This window comes from Escherichia sp. E4742 (genome assembly GCF_005843885.1).
GTDB lineage: Bacteria > Pseudomonadota > Gammaproteobacteria > Enterobacterales > Enterobacteriaceae > Escherichia.
In genome coordinates this window covers 4,761,511-4,778,448 of record NZ_CP040443.1, presented here as the reverse complement: position 1 = coordinate 4,778,448, position 16,938 = coordinate 4,761,511, and the positions used below count along the sequence as shown (strand labels likewise).

Sequence of the window (16,938 nt, the reverse complement as noted above, 5' to 3'; positions counted from 1 at the left end):
GGGGCGATGAAATAACACTTAACGCGCAACGCGAAGGCCGCTTTCGACCCCACGTGAGAACACCACTTGCCAGAGCTGGATATCACGGGCGCGGAAGGCACCAGCGCAAGCATTCAGATAATACGTAAACATCCGTTTAAAGCGTTCACTGTAGTTATCGGCAATTTCCGGCCAGGCGGCGAGGAATCGCTCATACCAGGCCATCAACGTCGTGTCATAGTCAGCGCCAAAGTTATGCCAGTCTTCCATCACAAAGTGTCGTTCACTGGATTGCGCAATCTGGCGTACAGAAGGCAGGCAACCATTCGGGAAAATATATTTGTTAATCCACGGGTCAACATTCAGATCGGTTTTTTTCGAGCCGATAGTATGTAGCAGGAAAATGCCTTCTGGCTTCAGATTACGATCCACCACCTCAAAATAGGTATCGTAATTTTTCGGTCCGACGTGCTCGAACATACCAACCGAAACAATACGGTCAAACTGGTCGTTCAGGTCACGGTAATCCTGTAGCAAAATGGTGACATCCAGACCTGCGCAGCGTTCCTGGGCCATTTTCTGTTGTTCTGCAGAAATCGTGACACCAACCACACTTACGTCATAATTAGACGCCATGTAATGCGCCAGTCCGCCCCAACCGCAGCCGATATCCAGAACCCGCATGCCCGGTTTTAACTGCAATTTTTCACAAATCATTTTGAGCTTCGCTTGTTGGGCAGATTCCAGATTATAGGCATCTTTCCAGTAAGCGCAGGAATACTGCATGAAGGGATCCAGCATACGGCTGAAAAGGTCATTACCAAGGTCGTAATGCTCTTTACCTACTATCCAGGCACGCTTCTTACTTTGCAGATTGAAGAGCCGTGCTCCAGCAATGCGTAGTGTGTCTTTGAAATGATGGGGGAGTTGGTTTTCAAGCCCAGCGCGTAAGACTTTGCTAAAAAACATATCCAGTCGGTCACATTCCCACCAGCCATCCATATAACTTTCGCCTAACCCCAACGATCCTTCCTGTAGAACGCGTTTAAAAAAATCGGGGTTTTTAACTCGAATATCTGCCGGGGCAGAGCCATTAATGGCGATGCCTGCACGGCTAAGTAATTCGTTGGCGATACGGTACCAGTTGTCATCCGGTACGCTGACTTCTTCTATACACGATGAACTCATAGTTTCTCCATCACTGGTCGGTGATCAGAACCTTAAAACAGCGTAGACGCTTTTTGGGCTTTGTGAGAAATCTCGCAGGAAAACCGCGAGTCTATAATCCGACGTAGAACAGAGGAAAGGAGGAACCCTTGCCGAAATGACCATCCATAGTGACCCGGGAACGCTCCTGTCCCCGTAAAAACATAATATTTATCGTAATATTAACAACTGGAACTCAGTATAGGCTGCTAATCTCAATCATACAACAAAATTTTGTTAGCAGCCTAATTATAACGATATCGCTATAGATCAATGTGATTCACTATGTGCGACTTCCGTCTCGCCATGATTCTGGCAGTGAGATTCAGTTTGATGTTGCATCTTATAGCCGATGGCAACCAGCACCACAGTCGATAACATTACGCTGGTGGTGGTGAACAGCGGCGTGCTGACGCTGATGAGCCAGGAAACCCCCAGGCTTGCGAGGAAGCACAGACCCAATTGCAGGGTATTCTGCAATGCAGCAGCGCGGCCAGTCGCATGCGGGAAGGGGCGTAGCGCCTGGGCGACCACAATCGGGTAGATTGCCCCGTTGGCAATGGCCATCACACAGAATGGGATCAGAATTTCGGCCAGCGACACATGGCTAATGAAGCCCGCAGCCCAGGTTGCTACCACGCTGACGGCAAACAGCGCCAGCAGCCACGGTAACAACTGCTTACCCTGCCATTTCTGCAATGCGGCGCGACAGCCGTAACCACCAATAAGAAACGCGATGGTTTGCGGAACATAACTTAATCCGATTACTGCCGGACTGTAGCCCATTTCGCTGAGGATAAACGGTGAACCGGTTAGCCAGGCAAAGAAACTGGCTGAACAGGCCGCATAAATCAGCACATTCCCGCGATAGGTTTTTGAACGCAGCAGATCGGTAAAGGTCAGTCCATCCTGACTATTATTGCGTGCTTTCGTGGTGGGTTTAAGCCAGAAAATGGGCAGAATCAGCACTACGGCAATGGCAAACAGAGTGGCGAAAATCGCCTGCCAGGAAAAATGGACCAGCAGCCAGCTACCTAACAGCGGAGCAAGCGCCGGAGAAAGCCCCACTAAAGGCATAATGGTCGCGAAAATACGGTTAACTTTTTGTGAAGGATAGTAATCCGTCACCAATGCCTGCCAGATAACGGCCGCGGCACAGACACCCACTGCCTGTACAAAACGCAATACCAGCAGCGTGGCAGCGTTTTCCACCCATAACATCCCCAGACTACCCAGCGCAAAAATTGTCAGGCCGATCAATAACACAGGTTTACGACCATAACGATCGGAGAGCGGCCCCCACAGGAGCTGGGCAGCGGCAAAACCGGCAAGGAACAGACTAAGGCTGGCACTGACAGCAGACGCAGGCGTTTGCAGGTCGGCCTGAATGGCGGCGAAAGCAGGCAGATACATATCGGTTGCCAGAAAACCGAGTACGCTCAAACCCGCCAGCCAGACTAAAAATCTTTTCCCAGGTTGCATGTATATTCTCTAAATTCCTCAATTAAACACCGTCGCAAAGTGTAGGGAGTGAAATTCCTGTTGTGAAACGGTAATATTTGATGACTGGTTTCAAAAATTTTGCAGGCAAACTATGTGGTCTGAATATTCTCTCGAAGTGGTTGATGCAGTGGCGCGAAATGGCAGCTTTAGCGCTGCAGCCCAGGAGTTGCATCGCGTTCCTTCTGCGGTCAGCTATACCGTGCGTCAGCTGGAAGAGTGGCTGGCGGTGCCGCTGTTTGAACGGCGTCATCGTGACGTGGAACTGACCGCTGCCGGGGCGTGGTTTCTCAAAGAAGGGCGCTCTGTTGTCAAAAAAATGCAGATCACCCGCCAACAATGTCAGCAGATAGCGAACGGCTGGCGCGGTCAATTAGCTATCGCGGTAGATAATATTGTCAGGCCAGAACGCACGCGGCAGATGATTGTTGATTTCTATCGCCATTTTGATGACGTCGAACTTCTGGTTTTTCAGGAAGTGTTCAACGGCGTCTGGGATGCGCTTTCCGACGGGCGCGTGGAACTGGCGATTGGCGCGACACGAGCGATTCCGGTCGGTGGCCGTTACGCCTTCCGGGATATGGGAATGTTGAGCTGGAGTTGCGTTGTTGCCAGTCATCATCCGCTTGCGTCGATGAATGGGCCGCTCAGCGATGACACGTTGCGCAACTGGCCGTCGCTTGTGCGCGAAGACACGTCGCGGACGTTGCCCAAACGAATTACCTGGCTGCTGGATAACCAAAAAAGGCTTGTCGTACCTGACTGGGAATCATCGGCAACCTGTATCTCGGCCGGTTTATGCATTGGCATGGTGCCTACGCATTTCGCCAAACCGTGGCTTAATGAGGGAAAATGGGTGGCGTTAGAACTGGAAAATCCATTCCCTGATTCGGCATGTTGCCTGACATGGCAGCAGAATGATATGTCGCCAGCGTTAACCTGGTTGCTGGAGTATCTCGGCGATAGTGAGACGCTGAATAAGGAGTGGCTGCGGGAGCCGGAAGAGACTCCCGCAACGGATGATTAACGACGATAGTCGCGGAACGGACCGTCAGCCACGGAGCGGCGTTCAATAAGCCGCGGATGAACTTCGATAGACTGCGGTTCTTCGCGTTTGTTGACGATACGGTCCAACAGCATGTTGAACGCCGTTTCGCCCAGTGAATCTTTTGGCTGATGGATAGTGGTCAGCGCCGGGGTAAAGTAGCGGGCGTTGCGTACGTTATCATAACCGATCAGCGAAACATCCTGTGGTACGCGCAGACCCATTTCATCAGCAGCGCAAAGTGCGCCCATTGCCATGATATCGCCACCACAGAAAACCGCAGTAGGGCGGTGTGGCTGCGACAGGATTTGTTGCATGGCGCGATAACCCGATTCAGGTTCAAAGTCACCCTGCACAATCCAGTTTTCTGGCACCTTGATCATCGCTTCTTCCATCGCCTTCATAAACCCTGCCAGACGACCCGCGCCGGTATTACGTTCCAGAGGGCCAGGGATGACACCAATTTCGCGATGGCCGCGTTCGATCAGATAGCGTCCGGCCATGTAGCCGCCTTCAAACGCGTTATCGATGACCGCATCGGTAAAGTCGGCTTTTGCTTCGCCCCAGTCCATTACCACCATCGGGATATGGCGATACTCTTCCAGCATCGCCAGCAACGGTTCCGGATACTCAGAACACATGACCAGCAGGCCATCGACGCGTTTTTGCGCCATCATCGACAGATAGGCTCTCTGTTTCTCCAGATTGTTCCACGCGTTGCCGAGGATCAGCGTGTAACCTTTCTGGAAGCAATTTTTTTCAACCGCTTCGATGATCTCCGCGAAATAGGCTGCTTCGCTGCTGGTCGCCAGCAAGCCGATAGACTTGGTATGGTTAACCTTCAGGCTACGCGCTACCGCGCTAGGGGAGTAGTGTAATTCTTTAATCGCTGCCCACACGGCGTTGCGCGTTTCTTCAGCGACGAAACGAGTTTTGTTTATAACGTGTGACACAGTTGTAGTGGAAACGTTTGCTCGCTTCGCTACATCTTTTATTGTTGCCATTCCATTTCACTCCAGACCCTAACTTCAGCTCCTGCAAAATCGCAAGGTAAACGTTTGCCTTTACACACCTTACGCGCAACAAAAGTGTTGCGGTACGCCGGAAAAACGACACAGAGCGTCAGGAAGGGGTCAATGGCCAGTACGCAAATAGTGTAAGCGTGGAATTTTGGCCGATCTTGATGAAAAGGGGAAGTGGTAAAAACACTTATCATTATAAATGGCGGGAGATTTTTTCTTCACAGTGTGTAAAAATGCGTAATATCACTTTTTGTAGGGTAATAAAAAAGGAGAAAACTTGATGAGTACCGACCTTAAATTTTCACTGGTAACAACCATTATTGTCCTCGGTTTGATCGTGGCCGTAGGTTTGACTGCCGCGCTGCACTGATTTCCCTTCGAGGGAGCGCATCCTCCCTCGCACTCTCTTCCCTTTTGTTAGCAAAATGGCAAAAGTGTTTTCTCTTTTTGTTATTTTCAATTTTTTGTGATTGCTGTCATGCTTTCGCCACTTTGATGAATATCGTGTAATGACGCGAAGAGGTGGAGATTAGACATGAAAATTAACTATCCGTTGTTGGCGCTGGCAGTTGGCGCGTTTGGTATCGGGACAACGGAGTTCTCGCCAATGGGCCTTTTACCCGTCATTGCGCGCGGTGTGGATGTCTCGATTCCTGCTGCGGGCATGTTAATCAGCGCCTATGCGGTTGGCGTGATGGTTGGCGCGCCGCTGATGACATTACTGCTGTCTCATCGCGCCAGGCGCAGTGCGCTTATTTTCCTGATGGCCATTTTCACTCTTGGCAACGTGCTTTCCGCCATCGCGCCGGATTATATGACGCTGATGCTTTCACGCATTCTGACCAGTCTGAATCACGGGGCATTCTTTGGTTTGGGTTCAGTCGTGGCCGCAAGCGTTGTGCCTAAACACAAACAGGCCAGCGCTGTCGCCACTATGTTTATGGGCTTAACTCTGGCAAATATTGGCGGTGTTCCTGCGGCGACCTGGCTTGGCGAAACTATTGGCTGGCGGATGTCGTTTCTGGCAACGGCGGGGCTGGGCGTAATTTCAATGATTAGCCTGTTCTTCTCGTTACCGAAAGGCGGCGCAGGAGCTCGACCGGAAGTGAAAAAAGAGCTGGCTGTATTGATGCGTCCGCAGGTGTTATCAGCCTTGCTGACGACGGTACTGGGGGCTGGCGCAATGTTTACCCTCTACACCTATATTTCACCAGTACTGCAAAGTATCACCCACGCAACGCCGGTGTTCGTAACAGCCATGCTGGTGCTGATTGGCGTCGGGTTTTCTATCGGTAACTATTTAGGCGGTAAACTGGCAGATCGTTCGGTCAACGGCACGCTGAAAGGCTTTTTGTTGCTGCTGATGGTGATTATGCTGGCGATTCCGTTCCTGGCGCGTAATGAGTTTGGTGCGGCTATCAGCATGGTGGTGTGGGGCGCAGCAACTTTTGCGGTTGTACCACCGTTACAGATGCGTGTGATGCGAGTTGCCAGCGAAGCGCCGGGGCTGTCTTCCTCAGTGAATATTGGTGCCTTTAACCTGGGCAATGCTCTGGGTGCCGCGGCAGGTGGCGCAGTGATTTCGGGTGGTCTGGGGTACAGTTTTGTGCCGGTGATGGGGGCGATTGTCGCAGGACTGGCATTGTTGCTGGTGTTTATGTCAGCCAGAAAACAACCTGAAGCAGTTTGCGTTGCCAACAGCTAATAAAACAAAACGCAGAAGGGGATACCTTCTGCGTTACAGTTTGCAGGCAAATTACGTTTTATCTTGCCGCAAGCGCCTTAACCGACCTACATTGGTGATCCGCGTAGGCCAGATAAGCGTAGCGCGTCAGGCAATGTTGCATTTGCCATCAGTTATTATGCAGCGAGATTTTTCGCTACGAATTCCCAGTTCACCAGCGCCCAGAAGTGCTCCAGATAGCCAGGACGCGCATTGCGATAGTCGATGTAATAAGCGTGTTCCCAGACATCAACGGTCAGCAGCGGGGTCGCATCGGTGGTCAGCGGAGTACCAGCATTAGAGGTAGAAACGATAGCCAGTTTGCCATCGCTGTTTTTCACCAGCCAGGTCCAGCCAGAACCAAAGTTTTTGATTGCAGCGTCAGTAAATTGTGCTTTGAAATCGGCAAAGCTACCGAAAGATGCGGCGATAGCTTCAGCGACTTCGCCAGTCGGTTCGCCACCGGCGTTCGGTGCCAGGCAGTTCCAGTAGAAAGTGTGGTTCCAGACCTGAGCTGCGTTGTTGAATACGCCACCTTCAGAGCTGCGAATAATCTCTTCCAGTGATTTACCTTCAAACTCGGTGCCTTTAATCAGGTTGTTCAGGTTAGTGACGTAAGTCTGATGATGTTTGCCGTAGTGATACTCAATGGTTTCCGCAGAAATGTGTGGAACCAGAGCGTCTTTAGCATATGGTAGTGCAGGTAATTCGAATGACATTGCTACTCTCCTTTATTATTCATTGGTATACGCACAATAGCCTTATTGTGAGTACGGATAGGGTAGCAAATTAAAAGGTGATACAAAAGATGAACTTACCCTGTTGCCTTAACAACAGGGTAAAAGATTTAGCGAAGTGTTTTTGGGGTCATTACCCGACGAGCGCCAACATAGTGACGTTGCCAGTAATCTTCACTTAACGACGTGATTTGAATTTCCTGGCCACTGCGTGGTGACTGAATAAATTTACCATTGCCAACGTACACGCCTACGTGATCGGCAGTCCCACGTCCTTGCGTGCGGAAAAAGACCAGGTCGCCGTTTTTCAGTTCACTGCGATCGATGGGTGCCGCATCGCGCAGGTGATACATTTCGTTTGCCGTGCGCGGAATACGGATCTTAACCAGGTCTTTATAAGCGTAATAAACCAGCCCACTGCAATCAAAACCGGTACGCGGTGAGCTGCCGCCCCAACGATATGGCTTGCCAATTTGCTGCATCAGTTTATTCATCGCCACTTTAGTGGCTTTCTGAACTTTGGCTTTGTGCGCGTCGGCAATAGTGCCAGGGGCGGCATTTTTGACTTTCACGCAATGCGACTTATTGCCCTTTCGTTTGGTGCACTTTTCCGTAAAGCTGGCAGACGCCGTTTTAGTGACAACATTTTTGCTGCGAGTTTTAGCGTTTTTAGAAGCGGTAATGGAGGATTTTTTAACGGAAGAAGCGGTTTTACTTTTGGTCGTACTTTTACTGGCGACTTTTTTGGCGGTTTTCAGACTGGCTTTATTATTGGTCTTTTTGGTGGTTGCCGTGCTTTTCTTTTTATCTGCTTTTTTGGTGATGTGAGTGGTAGCAGAACTCTCCCTGGCTTGCTTGGAAGCATAGGCCATAGGCATTAAAGGCAGGGTGGTAAAAAGTAAAGCACAGAGCGTGATCGAAATACGGTTTATCCGCGCCACTGAGCGTCCCTCTGTTAAGGCAGGTCTATCATGCCTGCGTCTGATTTACAAAACTTGATGATTCTAATGCATAGAAGAAGGGAAAGTTAATAGCTTTTATTGTTAAAAAATATATTTCGTCGGTGAGCGCAAAAAGATGCAGCAGTGAAAACTAAAAATGGTCATAAATACGCCAGTTTGCAGCGCAATAGAGAAGAAACGAATATTTGAAATGCAACATTTAGAGCAAAGGGATAAAATAGCAAAAGCGTGATGAAAATGTTATTTTCCGATGCCGCACTGACCCGCTACAATGTCAGATTACTGCCGTAAAGAAGTTTGAGGAAGCAAGACAATGAGCACCACTATCGAAAAAATCCAACGCCAGATTGCTGAAAACCCGATCCTGCTGTACATGAAAGGTTCACCGAAACTGCCGAGCTGCGGTTTCTCTGCCCAGGCAGTCCAGGCGCTTGCCGCATGTGGCGAACGTTTTGCCTATGTTGATATCCTGCAGAATCCGGACATTCGTGCGGAACTGCCGAAATACGCTAACTGGCCGACTTTCCCGCAACTGTGGGTTGACGGCGAACTGGTAGGCGGCTGTGATATCGTGATCGAAATGTATCAGCGTGGCGAACTGCAGCAGCTGATCAAAGAAACTGCTGCTAAATACAAGTCTGAAGAGCCGGATGCTGAATAATCCGTCCCGCAATACTGACGGATGCTAACCGGCATCCGTCAGTGCGTTTTATCCCCAATCCAGTCCTTGTGGTGAACTTGAAAATCCCGCCTCACGCAGCAGCGTAAACATCGGCGTTTGCCGGACCGGTTGGTCATTCACTTCTGTCAACGTAAACCGTAGCCGTGGTTCTCGTCGCAACGCGGTAGTTAGCGCCAGGAAAACCTCCGGTGGTAATAATTCATCTTTTTCCTGCCAGACCAGCATTTTTTTGCCACCTTGCGCCAGATAAATCAATAATTTGCCGCCAGAAATGACCACCAGCGCGCCTGCCCGACGAGTCGGAACCAGCGCCGCCGGATGTGCAGGCCAGGGTAACAGATTCCCCCACAAATTGGCCGGATCGTTGGCACTAAGGGCCACGGGCACATATTGTCGCGTCTGCGTGGCATGGGGCGCCAGGTCGCGCAGACGGTCAATGGTCTGGCGATCAGCAAATTGTGCACCACCCAAACCTTCAACAAATCGACCCCGCATAATTCGCCCGGAATCTTCCATACTGCGGCAAAGCGTTTGCATCGACGGAAATCCGCCAGGAATATTTTCAGCAATCACCGCCTGACGGCTGATGATTCCGTAGCGGTCGAGCATATTTTCCGCCAGCGCCAGCATCCTTTCGGTATCGTTTAGTGGCTCCACCTGCAATAACGACCAGCGTCCAGCCAGCTTTGGTGTGTTGTAAGATACCAACGGCATAGCTGGCAGTGCATAAACCGGACGTCCACGACGAGCCCGACTACTGCGGCGAGTTGAAGGGCGTGCGCTGGTAGTACTGCGGGTAAGGGCGCGCAACGGTGCCCAAATATCACAGGTGATGACGCCCTGCCAGACCAGTTCCCAAAGCGCCTCTTGCAGGGCTGAAGGATCTACGGGCTCGCCGATTTTCTCGCCTGTTCGCTGGCTGATTTGTTGCGCAAACCAGGCGCCCCCGTCAGTCAGAACCTCGATAATTGCCTGCTGAAGCGCTGAACGTTTCGCGTGATCATTTTCTGCAGGAATGTACGATTCGGCAGCATATTCCTGTAAATGCAGTGCCACCAGCCCGTCATCCTCGCCGAGTTTTTTTTGCCCCGACCAGATAACCGTACCTGTTGCCAGCAGTTCATCGAGCATTTCTGGCGAGTAATCGCGTACGCGGGCGGGCAGGATCTGGCTTTCCCACAGCGAGGCGGGTAAACCGACACCAGCAAGCTGTTCGATAACCCGCATGACGCCATCCACGCCTTCATAAACGCCAGGCGATGTTGAGGCAAAGAGCGCCGGGCTACCATCGGTGGCGGGGAGCACGCCCTGACGTTCCAGCAGCAATCGTGCATAGGCAATGGCAGGTACCGGACGCGTAGCTTCTCTGGCAGCCTGCAGGGAACGTAAACGCAAACGACGAAAAACTTCATCGCTCACCCAGATGTCTTGTTGCAAATTCATCACCAGCCCCTGTTCGCGCAATTGATGAAGTTGCTCTTCGACAATGGCAATACCGAGGCTAAACTCATGAGCTAGTTGTTCAGCCGTGACCAGAGCATGTGTCCGGAGATAGCGCAGAAAGAGATCGCGAAGCGGGTAATTGACACGGTGCAAGTAAATATCAGGCAGCGAGTCCGGCAGTTGCACTCCGAGAGCATCGCGCAGCCTGGCGGCATCATCCATACAGGCCAGACGCTCCTGTCCGCTAATCATCGTCGGGAAGATTCGTTTTACTGAGAGAAGATTTTCCAGATACGACGCAATCTCTTCACTGCTGCCTGTATGCCGTTGCGCCAGCTCATCAACGGTCATTGGCCCCAGTTCGCGCAGTAGGTCGAAAAGACCTTCGTCACCTTTCGCTCTTCTGCCGGGGGCCAGCCGCTGTAACTCTTCTTCCACCTGACGAATGATCTGCGGGTCGAGTAATTCCCCCGGATCAACCTGACCGAGTAGATTGCGCAGTAACTCGCTGTCCAGCGACAGTACGGATGCCCGGCGTTCTGCCAGCGGGGCATCGCTCTGGTACATAAATTCCGCCACATAACCGAACAATAAACTGGCGGCAAAAGGTGAGGGCGTCGCGGTGGTGACATCGGAAACTTGAATTTCGCCACTGTTCAGGCGACGCATCAAACGTTCCAGCGCGGGAAGATCATAAACATCTTGCAGACATTCGCGTAGGGTTTCGAGAATGACTGGAAAATCCGGATAACCCTGGGCGATTTCCAGTAACTGGCTGGCACGCAGCCGTTGTTGCCAGAGCGGGGTTCGATGGCCCGGCGTGCGGCCCGGCATTAATAATGCCCGCGCGGCGCATTCGCGAAAACGGGCGGCGAAAAGTGCTGAGTTGCCCACTGCCTCGCGGACAATTTGTAGCAATTTTTCCGGTTCAAACAAAAAAACCGCGGCGTCAGGCAATTTGCCGTCGGTGTCAGGAATGCGCGCAACAATACCGTCATCGCTGGCGACTACCGAGGCATCAGCGCCCCATAGCGCATGCAGTCGTCCGGCAATCGCCAGCGCCCACGGTTCATGCACTCGTCTTCCATAGGGAGAGTGTAAAATAATGCGCCAGTCGCCAATCTCATCACGGCAGCGTTCGAGAACCAGGTGGCGGCTTCCAGGGACAACGCCCGTAGCGTTACGCTGTTCGTCAATCAGCCCCTGAATATTGGCGAGTGTATTTTCTTCTGCCAGCCACGGCGGGATATTTCCGGAAAAGAACGCGCCATCCGCCAGCAGATGGAGAAAATCGCCGATCATTTCCCCCAATTCAGCGGGGCGTCCATTACCTTCGCCACGCCAGAAGGGAAGTCGGGCAGAGCGACCTGGTGCAGGTGTCACAATGACCTGATCGCGGGTGATTTGTTGGATCCGCCATGAGGTAGCGCCGAGAGTGATGATGTCATTCACTCGCGATTCATACACCATCTCTTCATCAAGTTCGCCCACCCGCCGCGAACTGGACTGTTCTTCACCTTCGGGTAATAGCACACTGTACATGCCACGATCCGGAATGGTGCCACCGCTGGTAACAGCCAACAGCTGAGCGCCAGGGCGGGCGGTCAATATCCCCGTCTCCCTGTTCCAGACCAGTTTTGGTCGAAAAGCAGAAAAATCGCCTGAGGGATAGCGCCCGGAAAGCATATCCAGCGTGGCGTCAAAAACTCGTCTTGGCAGATCTTTCCACGGTGCAGCACGGCGTACGCGGGAGTACCATTCGTCTACTTGTAATGCATCCATCGCCGCGGCGGCAACGGTTTGCTGCGCAAGGACGTCGAGTGGATTATGCGGTGGCGTCAGGTTTTCCAGCCTGCCTGCAAACATACACTCGACAATGACGGCGGAATCGACTAAATCACGCCGGGTACGGGGGAAAAACAGCCCTTTAGATACACCGCCAACCTGATGTCCGGCGCGACCAATGCGCTGTAGCCCGCTGGCGACAGAAAGCGGCGTCGCCACCTGAATCACCAGATCCACCGAGCCCATATCAATCCCCAGTTCGAGACTGGAAGTCGCGACCACACAGCGCAATTCGCCTGATTTCAGTGCTTGTTCGGTTATCGCCCGTTGTTCTTTAGATACGGAACCGTGGTGCGAGCGGGCAATGAAAACGTCGCTACTTTGTATGCGGTTAGAGGTTGCGCCGGAGGTAGACTCGAAATGAGCGGCGTCTATGGCAATGGCCGGGGAGCGCTGTAATCGTGCGGCGTAAAGCTCATTCAGCCGTGCCGTCAGTTTTTCCGCCAGCCCGCGAGAATTGGTGAAGACAATGGTCGAGCGATGGCGCAACACTTCATCAAGGATACCCGTTTCAATATACGGCCAGATTGAGCCTTCTCTGCCCGCATGGCTGTCTTCGCCGGTGCCGCTGGCGACCGATGATACATCATCCATGTTGGCGACAGGAACGACAATACGGATTTGCGGATGGCGCATTGCGGGCGGGTTGACCACCGTAACCGGGCGATCGCCACCAAGAAATGCTGCCACATCGCTGGCTGAGCGTACAGTCGCGGAAAGGCCAATTCGCTGTGCTGAGGTGTGTAGCAGCGCATCGAGCCGTTCCAGGCTTAACGCCAGATGCGCACCGCGTTTGCTTCCCGCGACCGCGTGGACTTCATCAATAATCACCGTTTCGACGCCGCGCAGCGTCTCGCGTGCGCGGGAGGTCAGCATCAGATAGAGTGATTCGGGCGTGGTTATCAGAATATCCGGCGGATTGCGGGTCAGTTTGCTGCGTTCCTGCGCGGGCGTATCGCCAGTCCGGATGCCCACGCGGAGGTTGACTTCCATTTCGCCGCGCCGACGCCGTTCCTCTGCAATGCCTTGTAACGGGATCTGCAAATTGCGCTGAACGTCGGTGCCTAAGGCTTTAATCGGTGAAATATAGAGGATGCGCGAGGTTTTACGCTTATGCGCCTCGCTGGCGTTGTCTCCGCCTTCGCGGAAGAGCTGATCGAGGGCATAGAGAAAAGCGGCCAGCGTTTTCCCGGAACCGGTCGGTGCAATCACCAGCGCATGTTCACCGCGTGCCGTCACGCTCCAGGTTTGCGACTGGACAGCGGTCGGCTGTTTAAAGGCGCGGAGAAACCAGTCGCGGGTCGCTGGTGAAAAAACGTCCGGCAGCGACGATGAAAGATTTGAGTTATCTGCCATTAACGCTATTCCCCGTGAATATCATGCATAATGCGTGGAATAGCCTCACTATAGATGCCTGAATCATTGCATGTCATCAGGCACCGACTCGATTACACCTCTTCGGCGGCAGGCAGCGGCCAGCCTCCCAGACGTTTCCAGCGATTGACGATTTCACAAAACAGCACAGCAGTGCGTTCGGTGTCGTACAGCGCGGAGTGCGCCTGGGTGCTGTCGAAGTCCATACCCGCGGTCTGGCAGGCTTTTGATAATACGGTTTGTCCGAGTGCCAGCCCGGCCAGTGCCGCGGTGTCAAAAGTGGCGAAAGGGTGGAATGGGTTACGTTTCAGTGAGGCGCGTTCTGCGGCGGCCATCATAAAGCTGTGATCAAAATTGGCGTTGTGCGCCACCATAATGGCGCGGTTACAGCCGCTCGCTTTAATGCCTTTACGTACAACTTTAAAAATTTCGTGCAGCGCCTCGTATTCGCTGACCGCGCCGCGATCGGGATCATTCGGGTCAATGCCGTTGAAGGCGAGGGCCTCTGGCTGCAAATTTGCGCCGACAAATGGTTCGACGTGGAAATGTAATGTGGTGTCCGGCATCAGCCAGCCTTGTTCATCCATTTTCAGGGTGATGGCGGCAATCTCAAGCAGCGCATCGGTATTGGCGTTAAATCCGGCTGTTTCAACATCGATCACAACAGGATAAAAACCACGAAAACGGTCGCACAGACCGGTAAGTTGAGCGTTATCGGACATCTGATTCTCTTAATACGGATAAATTGCAGCGCGCATTATGACAAATATTAGTTGTCGATGCAGTAAAGATGCGGGCGCGATGAGTTCGCGCCCGGCAGGAGATTAGTTGCCCAGACCGCGACCGGCGTCTTTCTCTTCGATTAATTCAATTTTGTAACCGTCCGGATCTTCCACAAACGCGATAACCGTAGTACCGCCTTTTACCGGACCCGCTTCACGGGTGACGTTACCCCCGTTCTGACGGATTTTTTCGCACGCTTCAGCGGCGTTATCAACGCTAAGCGCGATGTGACCATAAGCAGTGCCGAGTTCGTATTTATCCACGCCCCAGTTGTAGGTCAGTTCAATCACCGCTTCTTCGGTTTCCGGGCCGTAGCCAACAAACGCCAGGGAGTATTTGTATTCCGGGTTTTCGCTGGTACGCAGCAGTTTCATGCCCAGTACTTTGGTATAAAAATCGATGGAGCGTTGCAGATCGCCAACGCGCAGCATGGTATGAAGAAGACGCATCTTTATATCCTCAAAATGGCTAACAGATTCAAAATGTTGTTTTAGTATAGCGGCGGCTTTACGCCGCTCGCAATGTTGGATTACAGCGTCGGGTAATCGGTATAGCCTTCCGCACCGCCACCATAGAAACTTTCAGCACGCTGTGGGTTAAGCTCAGCTTTGCGCTGCAAGCGAGCGACCAGATCTGGATTCGCAATCCAGTCACGGCCAAACGCCACAGCATCAATTAACCCTTTGCCGATCAGCGTCTCCGCTTTTTCTACAGAATATGCGCCAGCCCCGATAATCGGGCCGTGGAAACGGGCGCGTACTTTTTCGCGAAACGCCTCGGTATATGGTTTGCCGCCTGCCCAGTCTGGTTCTGACATATGCAGGTAAGCAATGCCGCGTTTGCCCAGTTGTTCAATCAGATACAGCGCATCGGCTTCTTCATTTGGGCCGTTATCCGTATTCTGGAACGTACCGATTGGCGAAACCCGAATGCCAATGCGATCGGCTCCCCATTCTTCAATCCCGGCATCAACGACTTCCAGCACCAGACGTGCGCGATTTTCCACGCTGCCGCCGTACTGATCGGTACGATGGTTTGAAGAAGGGGAAAGGAACTGATGCAGCAAATAACCGTGAGCAGAGTGGAGCTCCACCAGATCAAACCCGGCTTCACGGGCGTTAGCGATGGCCTGACGGAAATCGTTGACGATACCCGGAATTTCTTCCAGTTCCAGTGCCCGCGGCATGGATGTTTCGACGCGGGTCGCCTGACCATTTTCATCGCGCAGAGAAGTACGCGTTCCCGCACTAAGTGCCGAAGGCGCTACCGGAGCCTGGCCGCCAGGTTGCAGGCTGGCGTGAGAAATGCGTCCGGTGTGCCACAGCTGTACGGCCATATGACCATTTTCAGCATGAACGCCAGCGGTGATTTTTTTCCATGCGGCAATTTGTTCCGGACTATGGATGCCAGGCGCGCCTGCATATCCTTTTGCCTGGGCAGAAATTTGCGTGGCTTCGCTAATAATCAAACCGGCACTGGCACGTTGGCGATAGTATTCCGCCATCAACGGAGTAGGGATATCACCCGGTTCAATGCTGCGCAGACGCGTTAGTGGTGCCATAAAAATACGGTTTGCCGCCGTGATCGCGCCCACTTTCAGTGGGGAATACAGTTTTTCAGATGACATAAAGGCTCCCGGTCGTCTGGTGATAAAAAAGCCTACTAAACGGCAGGCGTCGCAATAATGGTTTTTACATGTGCTAGCGCGTTTTCCAGTGGCTCGGAATTGCGCGAAATTTTGGCCTGCAGATTCGCACCCAGCCATAGTGCGTAAAGCACTTGCGCCTGTTGCAGCGGTTCGCCACAAAAGGTTAAACAGTGGCTGGCACGACCATTTTCCAGTGCCTGCGAGAGCAGGGCGATCACGCCACTAGCGCCTTTATCCATCGCGCTGCGCATATCTTCTGACAGATCGCACACTTCGGCAGAGAGTTTTACTGTCAGGCAACCACTGATGGTTCCGTGTTGGCAAAACTGGTTCAGCGTCTGCTGGTAATAAGCCAGTATGCGATCGCGGTAATTACCTTCGCCGGATTGCAGTAACTCTGTTAGTCGCTGGTGGTATGCTGCGTAATGACGTTCAAGCATGGCAACGCCAAACGCTTCTTTAGAACGAAAGTAGTGATAGAAGGATCCTTTCGGCACTTCAGCGGTCTTCAGTAATTCGCTTAATCCCATCCCGGTGAATCCACGTTGCAGGCAAAGTTGCTCACCCGTCGCCAGGAGATGTTCGCGAGTATCATGTTCGGTGTGTTTGTTCATGCGCTCGAGTGTAGTAGACCAGTCGGTCTAGTGCAAGCAAAGTTGCTACTTTGGGCATTAAGAGCTTCAATAGTGGTAATAATCTCATTTCAGGAGGGCGAAGTGGCGGAGCAACTAGAGTTCTTTCCCGTCCAGAGCCCGTGCCGGGGAATTTGCCAGTCTGATGAGCGCGGATTTTGTCGCGGCTGTTTTCGTAGCCGGGATGAGCGTTTTAACTGGAATAATATGAGCGATGGCGAAAAACAAGAGGTGCTGCGCCTTTGTCGCCAGCGGCTGATGCGTAAATTACGCGCGAATAAGCCAACGTCATCAGATGAACCGGAGCAACCATCACTCTTTTGAGCATAATCTTGCGTATACTCCTCTCATATCTGA

The 16,938-nt window shown here is 52.4% G+C and carries 15 protein-coding genes; 5 read left to right on the top strand and 10 right to left on the bottom strand.

What is annotated here, in order from left to right; genetic code table 11:
• Positions 1-18: 18 nt before the first annotated feature.
• Both cfa and punC read right to left on the bottom strand, forming a co-directional pair.
• Positions 19-1,167, bottom strand: coding sequence for a cyclopropane fatty acyl phospholipid synthase (gene cfa / locus FEM44_RS23240; protein WP_130257790.1), 1,149 nt, complete (start codon positions 1,165-1,167; stop codon positions 19-21).
• Between the two features lie 288 nt (positions 1,168-1,455).
• Positions 1,456-2,667: a purine nucleoside transporter PunC gene (punC, locus tag FEM44_RS23235; RefSeq protein ID WP_135522362.1), complete on the bottom strand. Its 1,212-nt coding sequence runs from the start codon at positions 2,665-2,667 to the stop codon at positions 1,456-1,458.
• Between the two features lie 112 nt (positions 2,668-2,779).
• Between punC and punR the strand changes: the two genes are divergently transcribed.
• The gene (gene punR, locus FEM44_RS23230) at positions 2,780-3,712 is read left to right on the top strand and encodes a DNA-binding transcriptional activator PunR (RefSeq protein ID WP_135522363.1); all 933 of its coding nucleotides are present in this window, start codon (positions 2,780-2,782) and stop codon (positions 3,710-3,712) included.
• Here punR and purR read toward each other — a convergent pair.
• Positions 3,709-4,734 (bottom strand): HTH-type transcriptional repressor PurR, encoded by a 1,026-nt coding sequence (gene purR / locus FEM44_RS23225; protein ID WP_000190978.1) that lies wholly within the window; start codon positions 4,732-4,734, stop codon positions 3,709-3,711. The two genes, punR and purR, sit on opposite strands and share 4 nt — an antisense overlap.
• 298 nt (positions 4,735-5,032) lie before the next feature.
• Here purR and cydH point away from each other — a divergent pair, with 298 nt between their 5' ends.
• Together cydH and FEM44_RS23215 are read left to right on the top strand one after the other, a co-directional pair.
• Positions 5,033-5,122 (top strand): cytochrome bd-I accessory subunit CydH, encoded by a 90-nt coding sequence (gene cydH, locus FEM44_RS23220; protein WP_000102278.1) that lies wholly within the window; start codon positions 5,033-5,035, stop codon positions 5,120-5,122.
• A 165-nt stretch (positions 5,123-5,287) separates the two neighbouring features.
• Positions 5,288-6,457: an MFS transporter gene (locus tag FEM44_RS23215; protein ID WP_135522364.1), complete on the top strand. Its 1,170-nt coding sequence runs from the start codon at positions 5,288-5,290 to the stop codon at positions 6,455-6,457.
• A gap of 155 nt (positions 6,458-6,612) precedes the next feature.
• Here the strand turns inward: FEM44_RS23215 and sodB are convergent, their stop codons facing one another.
• On the bottom strand, positions 6,613-7,194 hold the full coding sequence (sodB, locus tag FEM44_RS23210; protein WP_130237140.1) for a superoxide dismutase [Fe]: 582 nt from the start codon (positions 7,192-7,194) through the stop codon (positions 6,613-6,615).
• A 128-nt stretch (positions 7,195-7,322) separates the two neighbouring features.
• Positions 7,323-8,153, bottom strand: a complete 831-nt coding sequence (locus FEM44_RS23205) for a C40 family peptidase (protein ID WP_138159210.1) — start codon at positions 8,151-8,153, stop codon at positions 7,323-7,325.
• Positions 8,154-8,487: 334 nt separating this feature from the next.
• Between FEM44_RS23205 and grxD the strand changes: the two genes are divergently transcribed.
• Complete coding sequence (gene grxD / locus FEM44_RS23200) at positions 8,488-8,835, top strand: monothiol glutaredoxin 4 (RefSeq protein WP_000108172.1); 348 nt, start codon at positions 8,488-8,490, stop codon at positions 8,833-8,835.
• A gap of 48 nt (positions 8,836-8,883) precedes the next feature.
• Here grxD and FEM44_RS23195 read toward each other — a convergent pair whose 3' ends face one another.
• The 5 genes from FEM44_RS23195 to nemR all read right to left on the bottom strand — a co-directional run bounded on the left by FEM44_RS23195 (position 8,884) and on the right by nemR (position 16,563).
• Positions 8,884-13,500, bottom strand: coding sequence for an ATP-dependent helicase (locus FEM44_RS23195; RefSeq protein WP_135522365.1), 4,617 nt, complete (start codon positions 13,498-13,500; stop codon positions 8,884-8,886).
• 92 nt (positions 13,501-13,592) lie between these two features.
• Positions 13,593-14,240 (bottom strand): ribonuclease T, encoded by a 648-nt coding sequence (gene rnt, locus FEM44_RS23190; RefSeq protein ID WP_135522366.1) that lies wholly within the window; start codon positions 14,238-14,240, stop codon positions 13,593-13,595.
• A gap of 102 nt (positions 14,241-14,342) precedes the next feature.
• Entirely contained in the window at positions 14,343-14,750 is a 408-nt protein-coding gene (gene gloA, locus FEM44_RS23185) for a lactoylglutathione lyase (RefSeq protein WP_001237796.1), read from the bottom strand.
• An 80-nt stretch (positions 14,751-14,830) separates the two neighbouring features.
• Complete coding sequence (gene nemA, locus FEM44_RS23180) at positions 14,831-15,928, bottom strand: N-ethylmaleimide reductase (protein ID WP_135522367.1); 1,098 nt, start codon at positions 15,926-15,928, stop codon at positions 14,831-14,833.
• Between the two features lie 35 nt (positions 15,929-15,963).
• Positions 15,964-16,563, bottom strand: coding sequence for a DNA-binding transcriptional regulator NemR (nemR, locus tag FEM44_RS23175; protein WP_135522368.1), 600 nt, complete (start codon positions 16,561-16,563; stop codon positions 15,964-15,966).
• Positions 16,564-16,665: 102 nt separating this feature from the next.
• On the opposite strand from nemR, the gene FEM44_RS23170 reads away from it, so the two are divergent.
• Positions 16,666-16,905: a DUF1289 domain-containing protein gene (locus FEM44_RS23170; protein ID WP_024258169.1), complete on the top strand. Its 240-nt coding sequence runs from the start codon at positions 16,666-16,668 to the stop codon at positions 16,903-16,905.
• Positions 16,906-16,938 lie beyond the last annotated feature (33 nt).

Coding starts and splice junctions, on each gene's coding strand:
- cfa (WP_130257790.1), bottom strand. CDS start 1,167: ATGAGTTCATCGTGTATAGAAGAAGTCAGCGTACCGGATGACAACTGG.
- punC (WP_135522362.1), bottom strand. CDS start 2,667: ATGCAACCTGGGAAAAGATTTTTAGTCTGGCTGGCGGGTTTGAGCGTA.
- punR (WP_135522363.1), top strand. CDS start 2,780: ATGTGGTCTGAATATTCTCTCGAAGTGGTTGATGCAGTGGCGCGAAAT.
- purR (WP_000190978.1), bottom strand. CDS start 4,734: ATGGCAACAATAAAAGATGTAGCGAAGCGAGCAAACGTTTCCACTACA.
- cydH (WP_000102278.1), top strand. CDS start 5,033: ATGAGTACCGACCTTAAATTTTCACTGGTAACAACCATTATTGTCCTC.
- FEM44_RS23215 (WP_135522364.1), top strand. CDS start 5,288: ATGAAAATTAACTATCCGTTGTTGGCGCTGGCAGTTGGCGCGTTTGGT.
- sodB (WP_130237140.1), bottom strand. CDS start 7,194: ATGTCATTCGAATTACCTGCACTACCATATGCTAAAGACGCTCTGGTT.
- grxD (WP_000108172.1), top strand. CDS start 8,488: ATGAGCACCACTATCGAAAAAATCCAACGCCAGATTGCTGAAAACCCG.
- FEM44_RS23195 (WP_135522365.1), bottom strand. CDS start 13,500: ATGGCAGATAACTCAAATCTTTCATCGTCGCTGCCGGACGTTTTTTCA.
- rnt (WP_135522366.1), bottom strand. CDS start 14,240: ATGTCCGATAACGCTCAACTTACCGGTCTGTGCGACCGTTTTCGTGGT.
- gloA (WP_001237796.1), bottom strand. CDS start 14,750: ATGCGTCTTCTTCATACCATGCTGCGCGTTGGCGATCTGCAACGCTCC.
- nemA (WP_135522367.1), bottom strand. CDS start 15,928: ATGTCATCTGAAAAACTGTATTCCCCACTGAAAGTGGGCGCGATCACG.
- nemR (WP_135522368.1), bottom strand. CDS start 16,563: ATGAACAAACACACCGAACATGATACTCGCGAACATCTCCTGGCGACG.